The organism is Microvirgula curvata, from assembly GCF_054781615.1.
In genome coordinates, this window is record NZ_BAAGUB010000011.1 from 184,923 (window position 1) to 197,437 (window position 12,515).

The following is a 12,515-nucleotide window of genomic DNA, read 5'->3' on the forward strand; positions in this document are numbered from 1 at the left end:
CCCGGTCGTCTCACCGTTCGTCGCAGAAAAAACTGTTCCTGCAGGTCTTTTCCTGCAGGGCAGTTTTTTTGCTTTTACAATCAGCTTGTTGACCTTTTTTTGCCACAAACTTGCCAAATTGCAATCTGTCGTCTACGCCGCGCGGCAAAATGATAAAATCGGCTATGTAATTTGCATCTGCATTGAAAAATGACGGATCGCAACAAAAAAACCACTTTGCTTGCGGAGCAGCAAAAATTTCCGGCAGCAACTATGGTGAACTTCGCTTGACTAAGACAAATCCTACGCGCGAGTATCCAAATTCGGGCCGGGACCGGATCCGCTTGAGCCCAGGGCAGGGCGTCCGGTCGCTGAACAGACGGACGGCCTCCGACTGTATGCCGCTTCGCAACCGCCAGAATGCTGAAATATGAAAACAATTGATGAGTCGATTTCCTCGCTGGACTTTCCTGCCCTGGAAAAGGTCGAACCCCGGCACCCCGCCCGGAAAGCGAAGGAAGTGTTCTCCACCGACCACTGTCGTTATTTCACCGAGCGTGATTTCGAACGCATTCTGGAAAATCTGGACGGTCTGCGCGCCCAGGTGTTCCCGCCGGAAGTGCCCGGCGAGCTGATCGAGCAGCCGAGCAGCCAGCAGTTCCCGTCGGTGTGCCTGATCGGGCTCGGGCGCTGCGGCTCGAACATCGCGGTCGACGTGGCCTCGCTGGTCTACAACGCGCGCAAGTTCTACCTGAACGAATTCAATGCCGAGGAAAAGCAGCCGGTCGAGAAGGAATACCGCCCGGTCAGCTGGATCCGCCGCAATCTGCTGATGTCGCCGAACCGGGCTGCCAAGCCGGTGTTCCTGATCGAACCGATGGTGATGCTCGGTGACCTGGACAAGGACATCAAGGGCCGCATCCACCTGTCGCGCAAGGGCGAGCAGAGCGGTTTCCTCGAAGACTACAACAAGATGAAAATCATGGACCTGTCCGAGGTCCATGCCGGCGGCGCCGGCAACGCGCCGATTCTCGGCCAGTACCTGGCCAAGATCATCCTGAACAAGGATACCCAGCACTTCTCGAACGCCGACTGGAAATTCATCCACTCGTACCTGATCGACTCGTGCGGGATAAAGGCCAACCAGTCGCGACTGTATTTCTACATTTTCAGTGCAGGCGGCGGCACCGGTTCCGGCATGGCGTCCGAATTCGGCCTGGCGCAGCAGTATGCGTACATGAGCAAGACTTTCGACACCCGGACCGAGTCCGAGGACGAAGGCAACCGCGGCTACTCGTTCGTGTTCGAGCCGATCTTCACCAGCAGCATCTGCATCCTGCCGAACATCTCCGACAGCCGGGTCGAAGTGTCCGAGGCGCTGCATATCAATGCCGGTCGTCTGCTGTGCAAGTATCTGTCCGAAGAGTGGGACTTCTCGTACAACTTCGACACGGAAGAGTCGAACGCCGAAAGCGTGATGCGCCGCATGCGGCCGTGGAACGCCATGATGCTGATCTCCAACGACATCATGCGTTACGCCGAGGAAAGCGACGACGGCAACATCCAGAACATCGACGTGAACGCCATGGAGCGTCACGCCAACCAGTACATCTCGCAGCAGATCTTCAACATCCTGACTGCGCAGGCGGTGACGACCGACTACGACCAGAACTATTTCCGTCGTGCCGGCATCGACATCGGCGAAACCATCCGCCTGGATGCCAACGACCTGTTCATGAGCCTGGCCGGCCCGGTCGCCGTGGCCTATGCCGAATCGGTGGTGCCGGAACTGCCGGCCACCGCGCTGGACGGCGAGCCGCTGCGACTGGATATCGACGACCTGTTCTTCCGCTCGATCGACCTGCCGCACTTCAACCGCGCGACCCAGGCGATCGAAGGCATCAGCCTGCTGCCGATCGAATCGGACCGCTATCGTGCCGCGCTGGACGAGTACAAGCGCTCCGGCTACGACGCGACCAAGCTCAGCGACCTGTTCTTCTTCAAGAACTGCTCGTCGGTGGTGTCGATCGTGTCGCTGCCGAAGGGCTACAAGCTGTCGTACATGGACCTGAACCGGCTGAAATCGCACCTGAACAGCCTGTTCCCGAACACCACGCTGAAGCGCTATGCGCTGGTGATCGGGGCGTCGGCCAATCTGTCGCTGACCACGCTGGTGGTCAAGAGCGCCTGCCTGAGCGACGACTTCCTGACCCTGTTCGTGGCCTTTATCAAGCGCTGCTTCGCTCACGACCAGTATCGCTACGACGAGAGCCTGGACAATGCGATCCTCGACTTCATCAAGGCCGAGGAATTCGACGAGTCGGCGGTCGATTCGATGCTGCACGAGTACGAGAACCCGGCCAAGATCCTCGATACCAACTGGTATGCGATCAAGCCGATGTACGAAAAGAAATATCGCGAACTGATCCGCGACCAGAGCAAGTTCGTGTCGATCAACGATATCCGTCTGACGCGCGAGAACGTGAAGAAGGCGATCAAGTACCTGCGCGAGATCTACCGCCACCGCATCGGCAAGACGCGGGTGGTGTCGCTGAACGACTACGGCCTGCCGATCCCGTCGTCCTCCGGCCACTGAGTCTCCGCTTCCCGCCACCCGGACAACGGCTGTGCCCTGGCACAGCCGTCAGACTGCTGATAAAGGTGGGCGCCAACGTTCACAGTGGCGTTGGTACATGCCCGACTGACAGAATCTGCCGTGAGCACGGCAGTCTGCCTGATCGAATCCTGCCTCTTCCGTCCCCGCCGCCGCGGGGAAACCTCGCTTCGCTCGTCCGTTCTTTGCGGGCAAGGTTTATGGACAGTCTGACGGCAGTGCCCTGGCACCGCCGTTTTCTTCCATCATTCCTGCGGAATGGCGATTTTGCCCGTGATATCATCCGCGCATGATCCGATTGCCGATTTCCCGACTCCTGATTCACGCCCCGTCATACCGCTGTCTGCTGCTTGCTGCCGGGCTTGGCGCGACCGCGGCATGCAGCAAGACGCCGGAGGCCAGCCCGCCGGCCGACGCGTTTGCCGTCAGTGCCGAACGCACCTGTCGCAACGCGATAGAAGCCAATACCCTGACTGCCGGCGGTCTGGGCGAGAACCTGCTGCATTCGCCATTCCGCGTTCGCAGTCTGGGCCGGGACCGCTACGCGGTCGAGGCCAGCTACTCGATGGCGCTGCCGAACAGCGAGCTGCGCAAGATGAGCGTCGTCTGTGAAGTCAGTGACAAGGGGCGCACGCTGGATCGTTTTTCCTCGACCTCGGCATCCTGACCCGCAGCCCCGGTCGGGGCTGGACTCCTATTCTTCCGGCACGGCGACCGGCGGCGCGATGCCGTCGTAGGCATCGCCCACCCGCAGGCAGGCTTCGATCTCGACGCCCAGCAGCTTGCTGTAGCTGCGGATGATGCCGACCACATAGACCCACTCCGGCAGGCGCGTCTCGTCGCCGGCCTCCAGCGCGGCGATCTGCGACTGCGAACGGTGCATCGCCGCGGCGACCTGGGCAAGGGTGTAGCGCTGCTGCTCGCGTGCCTCCCTGAGCTGGTTGCCGATACGTGCCACGAGTTCGCTTTGTGTCTGCATGGGAGAGGGGTCCGCGGTCAAATGGGGGAAGCCGGCTGCACTGCCGGGGAGTGGCAGTGCGCAGGCGGGACGAATTATCGGCTATGCATACGGTCTGGAATTTGCGCCAGATTCAATGTCACCCACATTATGAACGAGCCGGACGCTTCAGGCCCGTTTCGCGTGCCGGCAGCAACTGTCGGCACGCGGCGGGTCAGCGGATGGTGCCGTCCAGCGTGGTCAGCGCACGATAGTATTCCGGCCGCCGATCGCGGAATACGCCCCAGGCGCGGCGCTTGGCGGCAATGGCGTCGAGGTCGAAAGTGTGGACCAGCACCTCGCGACGGTCAGCGGAGGCTTCCGCCACCAGTTCGCCTTCCGGCCCGGCAATGAACGAACGGCCATGGAAGGTGTCGCTGCCACCGTCCATGGTTTCGGTACCGATGCGGTTGCTGGCCAGCAGCGGCATCACATTGGCCGCGGCATGGCCCTGCTGGACCCGGATCCAGTGGTCGGCCGACTGGATGCCTGCATCATGCGGCTCGCTGCCGATGGCGGTCGGATACAGCAGGATTTCCGCCCCCATCAGCGCCATGGCGCGGGCGCATTCCGGAAACCACTGGTCCCAGCAGATGCCGACGCCGATCCGGCCGACCCGGGTATCCCAGACCTTGAAGCCGAGATCGCCGGGGCTGAAGTAGTATTTTTCCTGGTAGCCGGGGCCGTCGGGGATGTGCATCTTCCGGTAGCGGCCGAGCAGTGTGCCGTCGGCGTCGATCATGGCCACGCTGTTGAAATGGCTCTGGCCGGCACGCTCGAAAAAGCTGACCGGCAGCACCACGCCAAGTTCGCGCGCCAGCGCCTGGAAGCGCGGCAGCCAGCCGTGGGTTTCCAGCGGCTGCGCCAGCTCGAACAGCGGCGCATGCTGGTCGATGCAGAAATACGGTGTCTCGAACAGTTCCTGCAGCAGGATCAGCCCGGCGCCGCGGCTGGCGGCTTCGCGCACCAGTCCGATGGCGTTGTCGATATTGCGTTCACGGTCCCAGTCGCAGGCCATCTGCGTTGCGGCGACGGTAACAGGTCTCATCTTGATCCTCGGTCGGCGCGGCCGGGCGTGTTCCGGCCGGCTAGCGCGGCTTGCGCGGCAGCCAGTCCGGTCGTTCCGTCCGCGGGTGATCGATGCCCGACGGGGCATCGCTGACCAGATTATCGCGCACGGTCGGACCGGGCGCTTCCGGTCTGTGGGTCGTCAGTCGATCCAGCTCAAAGAAACCGCGTCGGGTCCTGCTGCTCGGGGTATGCATGGTTCCGTCTCCTGGTGGTGGGCCATCGTGCCGGTTGATGGTGCCGTGGTGTCCGGGTGGACGTTTCCTGTTTTGCAATTGGCATGCCAGTTAATGCCGGGTGCTCAATTTATTGCACGGCCAAGGTGTCTGGTTTGGCCTCTTTCGTCAAGAATAATAAACGCCCGATGATGCGGCCAGTGGTTATTCGTGCCTGAAATGGCTGCTGCATGACCTGTTTCATGCACTGATTTCGCGCGGAAATGCTCTGCGGCAGTGCAATATGGCTTATTGCACTGCAAAACAAGATATTCATTTGGCATTGCGATAAGCGCTGTGTGTTTGTTGTCAATTTTATTAAACGTCTCTATTCTGGGTCGGGTGTCGAAGGTGTTAAACAATCCGGCATTATCCGGCGCAGACCGGACACAGAATCCCGCACGGAAACCGGGAATGCGGCGCAACGATGCAGTTCGCCACGCTTTTCCGGGCTGGCCCGACTTTTGCAATCCACGGGTCAGGCATCCAGGCGGATGTCGACGAACGGTCCCCCGGACCGTCGTCTGGGAACTAGAGGAAGAGAAACGACATGAAGCATATTTTCCGCATTGGGGCGGCGGCGGTTGCTGTCGGGTGGGCCGTTCACGCCATGGCTGCCGGCGGCGAACTCCATATCTACAACTGGTCCGACTACATCGCCAAGGACACCGTTGCCAGGTTCGAGAAGGAAACCGGCATCAAGGTCCGCTACGATGTCTATGACTCGGACGAGACCCTGCAGGCCAAGCTGCTGACCGGCAAGTCCGGCTACGATCTGGTCAACCCGTCCAACGACTTCCTCAGCAAGCAGATCCAGTCCGGCGTGTACCAGAAACTCGACCGCTCGAAACTGCCGAACTGGAAAAACCTCGATCCGGCACTGCTGGCCAAGTTCGCCGCCAGCGATCCGGGCAATGCGTATTCGGTACCGTACATGTGGGGCACGACCACGATCGGCATCAATGTCGACAAGGTCAAGGCGGCACTGGGCGCCGATTACCCGGCCAATGAGTGGGAGCTGCTGTACAACCCGAAATACGTCAGCAAGCTCAAGCGCTGCGGCGTGTCGGTGCTGAACTCCGGCAATGATGTGTTCCCGTCGGTACTGCGCTATATCGGCAAGAGCCCGGTCAGTACCAGTCTCAATGACTACAAGGAAGCGGCGAAGACACTGGAAGCAGTGCGCCCGTATATCACCCGCTTCAACTCGTCTTCCTATATCAACGAGATGGCCAATGGCGAGCTGTGTCTGGCGCTCGGTTATTCCGGCGACCTGCTGATCGCCAACCAGCGGGCGAAGGAAGCGAAGAACGGTGTCAGGATCAAGGTCATCATCCCGAAAACCGGCGCCACGCTGTGGGCGAACATGATGGCGATTCCGAAGGACGCAAAGAACGTCGAGGCGGCGCACAAGTTCCTCGATTTCATCATGCGGCCCGATGTCGTGGCTGACATTTCCAACCAGGTGTTCTATGCCAATGCAAACAAGGCGGCGACACCCCTGGTCAACAAGGCGATTTCGGGCGACCCCAACGTCTACCCGAACGACGCGATCAAGCAGGTGCTGTGGACGCGGAACGTGCAGCCCGCCGATGTGCAGCGCGGCGTGACCCGGCTGTGGACCACGGTCAAGACCGGCCGCTAATTCCCCTGAACGCCCAGACCACCGTCCCGGCACTGCCGTATCGGGACGGCGGGGAGAAATCGCCATGAATGACCACACCGAAAAGAAACCGTATCTGCAGATCGTCAATGTCGTGAAGAAATTCGGCGACACGCTGGCGGTCGACCATGTCAGCCTCGATGTCGAGCGGCAGGAGATCTTCGCGCTGCTCGGTTCGTCCGGCTCCGGCAAGTCGACGCTGCTGCGCATGCTGGCCGGCATGGACCGCCCGACCAGCGGCCGCATCATCCTCGACGGGCAGGACATCACTGCACTGCCGCCGTACGAGCGGCCGATCAACATGATGTTCCAGAGCTATGCGCTGTTCCCGCACATGACGGTCGGCGAAAACATCGCCTTCGGCCTGAAGCAGGACCGGATGGCGAAAAAGGACATCGACGACCGGGTCAGGGAAATGCTCGCGCTGGTGCAGATGAGCAAGTACGCGAACCGCAAGCCGTACCAGTTGTCCGGTGGCCAGCAGCAGCGTGTCGCCCTGGCGCGCAGCCTGGCCAAGCGACCGAAGCTGTTGCTGCTCGACGAACCGCTCGGCGCACTGGACAAGAAGCTGCGCCAGCAGACCCAGCTCGAACTGGTCAATACGCTGGAGAAAGTCGGCGTGACCTGCATGCTGGTCACCCATGACCAGGAGGAGGCGATGACCATGGCCGGCCGCATCGGCATCATGAGCGAGGGCTGCCTGCTGCAGGTCGGCTCGCCCAGCCAGGTCTATGACTTCCCCAACTGCCGCTTCACCGCCGAATTCATCGGCGAGACCAATATGTTCCACGGCAAGGTGGTGGTGGACGAACCGGATCACATCGAGATCGACTCGGACGTCTTCGGCGGACGCATCTGCATCGACCATGGCATTTCCGGCCCGAAGGGCATGGAAGTCTGGGCGAGCGTCCGGCCCGAGGACGTCCATGTGGATCGGCATGCGCCGGCCCATGCCGCCAACGCGGTGAAAGGCGAGGTCAAGGAGATCGCCTACCTCGGCAGCTACTCGGTGTACCACATCAGGCTGGCGACCGGGAAAGTGGTCAAATCGATGGTGCCGTCCACCCGCTGGTATGAAGCGGGCGAGGAAGCGCCGACCTGGGGTGATCCGGTGTTCATCAGCTGGCGCGCCGACATGCCCGTGGTGCTGACCCAGTAAGGAGGCAGCCATGAATCTCAAGCGCACTCTCGACGCCTGGCTCAGGCCGGGCAGGGGAACCGTGATCGGCATCCCGTATTTCTGGTTGCTGCTGTTTTTCCTCGCCCCGTTCTTCATCGTGCTGAAAATCAGCTTTTCCGAGGTCGACATCGCCGTCCCGCCGTTCACGGCGCTGATGTCCAGCGAGGGCAGCAGGGTCACGTTTGCCTTCAACCTGGAGAACTACGCGTTCCTGTTCAGCGACGAGCTGTACATCGACACCTACCTGAGCTCGCTGAAAGTGGCGGCAGTCACCACCATCGCCTGCCTGCTGATCGGCTATCCGATCGCCTATGCGATCGCCCGTGCCAGCCCGGCGGCGCGCAACACCTTGCTGCTGCTGGTGATGCTGCCGTTCTGGACCTCGTTCCTGATCCGCGTGTATGCCTGGATGGGCATCCTCAAGGACAACGGGCTGATCAACAACCTGCTGCTCGGTCTGGGCGTGATCAGCGAGCCGCTGCGGATGATGCATACCGACTTCTCGCTGTATGTGGTGATGGTCTACGCCTACCTGCCGTTCATGATCCTGCCGCTGTATGCCCACCTGGTGAAAATGGACCTGCGACTGCTGGAAGCGGCCGGGGATCTCGGTGCCCGGCCATGGAAAGCCTTCCTGGCCATCACACTGCCCCTGTCCAAGGGCGGCATCATTGCCGGCTCGATGATGGTGTTCATTCCGGCGGTTGGCGAGTTCGTCATCCCGGAGCTGGTCGGCGGCACCGAGACGCTGATGATCGGCAAGGTGCTGTGGAACGAGTTCTTCGACAACAACAACTGGCCGATGGCCTCCAGCGTGGCAATCGTCATGGTCTGCCTGTTGATCCTGCCGATCGTGTTCTTCCACCGCTATGAGACCCGGCAACTGGAGGGCGATCGTGGATAATCAGAAACTGCCCGGCTTCCTGAAGCTGTGCCTGATACTGGGCTACCTGTTCCTGTACGTGCCGATCATCAGCCTGATCGTCTACTCGTTCAACGACTCCAAGCTGGTGACGGTATGGGGCGGCTTCTCGGTCAAGTGGTACGGGGAGCTGCTGGAGGACGACGAACTGCTGTCGGCGCTGTGGCTGTCGGTCAAGGTGGCACTGAGTTCGGCCTTTGCGGCGATCATCCTTGGCACCATTGCCGGCTTCGTCATGGCGCGCTTCAAGCGTTTCCGCGGCAGCACGCTGTTTGCCGGCATGCTGACGGCGCCGATGGTGATGCCGGAAGTGATCACCGGTCTGTCGATGCTGTTGCTGTTCATCTCGATGCAGCAGGTGATCGGCGTTCCGGGCGAACGCGGGATGTTCACCATCTGGGTCGGCCATACCACGCTGTGCATGGCCTATGTGTCGGTGGTGGTCCGTTCGCGGCTGGTCGAGATGGACCGCAATATCGAGGATGCCGCCATGGACCTCGGCGCCCGGCCGCTGAAGATCTTCTTCGTCATCACGCTGCCGCTGATCTCGCAGGCGATCGCGTCCGGCTTCCTGCTGTCGCTGACACTGTCGCTGGACGATCTGGTGACCACCGCCTTCCTGTCCGGCCCCGGCTCGACCACGCTGCCGCAGGTGATTTTCTCGCGCGTCCGTCTCGGTCTGAACCCCGAAATCAACGCACTGGGCGCCATTACCGTGCTGGTGGTCGGTACACTGGTCATCGTGTCCAACTACCTGATGCTCAGTTCGCAGCGCAAGAAGGAAAAGGCCATTGCCGACGCGTTCCGCCAGGCCGGCGATGAGGAAAAGAGCAAGCTGGTCGGCGGGCTGCCTGCCGCCGGGCAAGCCTGAGTCTCCGGCCACCCGGCGCACAGCCGGGTGGCAGGACGTTTTCAAAGAGAATCCCATGTCATCCCTGTTCGCTTGTGCCCATCAGGACCATGTCGGGTCCTTCTATGCTGCCAGTTGCGGCGACATTCCCGTCTGGCCCGCGCTGACGGCGGAAACCCGTGCCGATGTCTGCGTGATCGGCGGCGGGCTGGCCGGTTTGTCCACGGCGCTGGAACTGGCCCGACGCGGGTACGAGGTGGTTCTGCTGGAAGGCTCGCGCGTCGGCTGGGCCGCCAGCGGCCGCAACGGCGGACAGATCATCAATGGCTATGCGTGCGGACTGGACCTGTTCGAGTCCGCCGTCGGTCAGGCCGACAGCGAGCGGCTGTGGCAATGGTCGCTGGAGGCGATGGACATCGTCCGCGAACGCTGCGAGCAGCACGCCATCGACTGCGACCTGCATTTCGGTTATGTGCATGCGGCCAACAAGCCGCGCCACCTCGATGCGCTGGCGACCTGGATGCGCGACATGGACGCCCGCTATGGCTATCGCGCACTGGAATGGCTGGATCGCCCGGCCCTGCGGCGCCGGGTCGATACCGGACGCTACGTCGGCGGCGTGTTCGATCCGCACTCCGGCCATCTGCACCCGCTGAAATACACGCTCGGTCTGGCCCGCGCCGCCGTCGCAGCCGGCGTCCGGCTGTACGAGAACAGCGCCGCGACCCGGGTCGACAGCAGCGGGGAGCGGATCGTCATCCATACTGCCGCCGGCCGGGTGTCGGCCGAGCGGGCGGTGCTTGCCTGCAATGCACTGGTCGGCGGGCTGGAACCGTCACTCAAGCGCAAGATCATGCCGGTCGGCACCTATGTCATTGCCACCGCGCCACTGGGCGAGGCGAGGGCGCGCACGCTGCTGCCGGGCAATGACGCGGTGTGCGACAGCAACTTCGTCCTTGACTACTACCGGCTGTCTGCCGACCAGCGACTGCTGTTCGGCGGGAAAGTCAGCTATTCCGGCCACCCGCCGCGCGATCTGGCCGGCAGCATGCGCGCCGACATGCTGAAGGTGTTTCCGGGCCTGGCCGATGTCGGTATCGACTATGCATGGGGTGGTTTCTGCGACATCACGCTGAACCGGGCCCCGCACTTCGGCCGCCTGCATGGTGGCCGGGCCTTTTTCATGCAGGGCTTCTCCGGCCATGGCGTGGCGCTGACCGGGCTGGCCGGGCGGGTGGTGGCCGAAGCCATCGATGGTGACGACCAGCGACTGAAAGTGTTCGAGCGCCTTCCCCATCGCGATTTTCCCGGCGGCAGCCTGCTGCGCGCACCGGCACTGGTGGCGGCCATGAGCTATTTCCGCCTGCGTGACCTGATGCCCTGAGCCGGCATCACCCAGCTGCCGTTGCGTACCGAGTGCGTCGTAATGGTAGCGGCTGGTGCAGACGGTGGTTTCCAGCGTCTTGCCGAACGCGAACACTGGTAACGGAAGTTGGCAGGCTGACCGCTGTCGGCCTGTCGCGCATCACTGCTGTCGAGCGGGAGGCCGATGGATGAGAAGGCATAGTATTCGATGCGCTTGTCAGCGCGGTTGTGGCGAACGATGCGGACAGCACACTGCTGGTGGTCGGCGTGCCGGCGCAGCGGAGGGCTGAAAGAGCGTCTGTGACTGTGGGCATGCATGGGGGGCGCTAGTTAACGACGAATGAATGTCGCGCCTCCAGCCGTCGATGGCGTGGCACAACTGAAAACGACTTTCTGGCTACGTGCCAAAATGCCATGTATTCCTCCGATTTTTCGCGTATGGTGGGCCTCGGGATCGTCCAGGAAGCCATAGCGTTCCCCTGCTCCGTGGTAGCCAACCACCTGCACCCGCCGATAATCCAGCTTCCTCAGCTCGTCCCGCAAGGATTGCGCTGCAGCCAATGCGGCAGGGCCACCGATTTTTACTTCCGGCTGCGCGTTACTGATATTGACGGGATCCGCCGTATGACAACTTTTAAGTAAAATCCGTAGCGGAAGATCCGGCATGTCATGTTTGTAAAGACTGAAGGCCAGGTCCTGCATTGACATGAAGTTATTAAGCTCATCAAGGACAAATGGCTTGCCGGCAGCACCATGAGCTAATATATGAAGCTTGTCATTCTCCTTGAGTTGACTGAGAATTTGGGAGGTGGTTATATCTTTTGTGCTCATCTGACTTGTTGCTAATCTTATATATTTTGGGGCGGAAGTAAATCTTTTAATTGCGGCACCTTTCCCCATTTTTCTATTTAATTCCACATCTGTGTTGTATTGGTTGAATCCCATTTCGCGAACTATCTGCTGCTCAAAAGCAGAATCAGATGCACCTTTTCTGAAGTCGCCTAACAGACTGTGAAGCTTACGGCGATTATCGCGATCGTAGAGTAAAACATCAAAAGGTGCTTTGTTGACCAATAACCTCTGCGTATTTTCTGCAATGGCCATATCCATAATATCCGGGCTCACTATCGGCATAAAAAGATAGCCTTTTCCTCCCTTCAGCCCATCCGGGTCACGCAACGTCAGCGGATTATTGCTGACCATGCGGAACAGATTCAGGCCATCAATGGTGCCCCCCGGATCGGGATTGATCCAGCGCCCGAGCCATGGCGCGTAATAGCGCAAACCATACGCATACAGGCCGCTGGCATCGCGCTCCTTGCCCGAATAACGCACGAATTTATAGCTGACCTCGCTGTCGCTGCGTGCGGCCCAGGCGGCAGTGCCGCCATACGGGTAATACGCTTCCCAGCTGACAACCGCGGCGGCGGCGTCCAGCTCCAGCAGAGATGAGCCGACCGGATCGGCCAGGCTGTAGCGCAGTCCGTCATTGGCGATATCGGCCGGTTGACCGAGCGTCCAGTGCAGCGCGCGAACCGACAGCCGGCCACTGCCGTCGAGTTGCAGCAGTTGCAGGGTTTCGACCGTACTGGCGCTGCCGCCATCCGGGGTCTGCGTGGTATCGCGCAGCTCCAGCCCGGGCAGGTAGCGCACGCGCTGACT

At 61.1% G+C, this 12,515-nt stretch carries 12 protein-coding genes; 7 read left to right on the plus strand and 5 right to left on the minus strand.

The annotated features are described in order from the left end of the window. Positions 1–10: 10 nt before the first annotated feature. A complete protein-coding gene (locus ACYVG8_RS06695) occupies positions 11–250 on the minus strand; it encodes a hypothetical protein (RefSeq protein ID WP_146745055.1) in 240 nt (79 codons plus the stop codon). Positions 251–409: 159 nt separating this feature from the next. On the opposite strand from ACYVG8_RS06695, the gene ACYVG8_RS06700 reads away from it, so the two are divergent. Beyond that, a complete protein-coding gene (locus ACYVG8_RS06700; RefSeq protein ID WP_084300041.1) occupies positions 410–2,575 on the plus strand; it encodes a hypothetical protein in 2,166 nt (721 codons plus the stop codon). A 307-nt stretch (positions 2,576–2,882) separates the two neighbouring features. Beyond that, complete coding sequence (locus ACYVG8_RS06705) at positions 2,883–3,260, plus strand: hypothetical protein (protein WP_036385863.1); 378 nt, start codon at positions 2,883–2,885, stop codon at positions 3,258–3,260. A 27-nt stretch (positions 3,261–3,287) separates the two neighbouring features. Here ACYVG8_RS06705 and ACYVG8_RS06710 read toward each other — a convergent pair whose 3' ends face one another. From ACYVG8_RS06710 to ACYVG8_RS06720, 3 genes are all read right to left on the minus strand, one after another. Beyond that, a complete protein-coding gene (locus tag ACYVG8_RS06710; protein ID WP_028499194.1) occupies positions 3,288–3,572 on the minus strand; it encodes a helix-turn-helix domain-containing protein in 285 nt (94 codons plus the stop codon). 193 nt (positions 3,573–3,765) lie between these two features. Beyond that, positions 3,766–4,638 (minus strand): N-carbamoylputrescine amidase, encoded by an 873-nt coding sequence (gene aguB, locus ACYVG8_RS06715; protein WP_107889871.1) that lies wholly within the window; start codon positions 4,636–4,638, stop codon positions 3,766–3,768. 40 nt (positions 4,639–4,678) lie between these two features. Further along, on the minus strand, positions 4,679–4,855 hold the full coding sequence (locus ACYVG8_RS06720) for a hypothetical protein (RefSeq protein ID WP_156952520.1): 177 nt from the start codon (positions 4,853–4,855) through the stop codon (positions 4,679–4,681). A gap of 568 nt (positions 4,856–5,423) precedes the next feature. On the opposite strand from ACYVG8_RS06720, the gene ACYVG8_RS06725 reads away from it, so the two are divergent. The 5 genes from ACYVG8_RS06725 (at position 5,424) to ACYVG8_RS06745 (ending at position 10,872) form a co-directional block, all read left to right on the plus strand. Beyond that, on the plus strand, positions 5,424–6,518 hold the full coding sequence (locus ACYVG8_RS06725; RefSeq protein ID WP_107889872.1) for a polyamine ABC transporter substrate-binding protein: 1,095 nt from the start codon (positions 5,424–5,426) through the stop codon (positions 6,516–6,518). A 64-nt stretch (positions 6,519–6,582) separates the two neighbouring features. Continuing rightward, positions 6,583–7,695 carry an ABC transporter ATP-binding protein gene (locus ACYVG8_RS06730; RefSeq protein ID WP_460745247.1) on the plus strand — a complete coding sequence of 371 codons (1,113 nt, stop codon included), beginning with the start codon at positions 6,583–6,585 and terminating at the stop codon, positions 7,693–7,695. Between the two features lie 10 nt (positions 7,696–7,705). Beyond that, positions 7,706–8,620: an ABC transporter permease subunit gene (locus tag ACYVG8_RS06735; RefSeq protein WP_107889873.1), complete on the plus strand. Its 915-nt coding sequence runs from the start codon at positions 7,706–7,708 to the stop codon at positions 8,618–8,620. Further along, positions 8,613–9,509 carry an ABC transporter permease subunit gene (locus ACYVG8_RS06740; protein ID WP_169735645.1) on the plus strand — a complete coding sequence of 299 codons (897 nt, stop codon included), beginning with the start codon at positions 8,613–8,615 and terminating at the stop codon, positions 9,507–9,509. The genes ACYVG8_RS06735 and ACYVG8_RS06740 overlap by 8 nt, the downstream gene beginning before the upstream one ends. A gap of 55 nt (positions 9,510–9,564) precedes the next feature. Beyond that, a complete protein-coding gene (locus ACYVG8_RS06745) occupies positions 9,565–10,872 on the plus strand; it encodes an NAD(P)/FAD-dependent oxidoreductase (RefSeq protein ID WP_460745248.1) in 1,308 nt (435 codons plus the stop codon). A gap of 311 nt (positions 10,873–11,183) precedes the next feature. On the opposite strand, the gene ACYVG8_RS06750 is transcribed toward ACYVG8_RS06745, so the two are convergent. Further along, the coding region (locus ACYVG8_RS06750) for an RHS repeat-associated core domain-containing protein (RefSeq protein WP_460745249.1) at positions 11,184–12,515 on the minus strand (1,332 nt) is incomplete at its 5' end.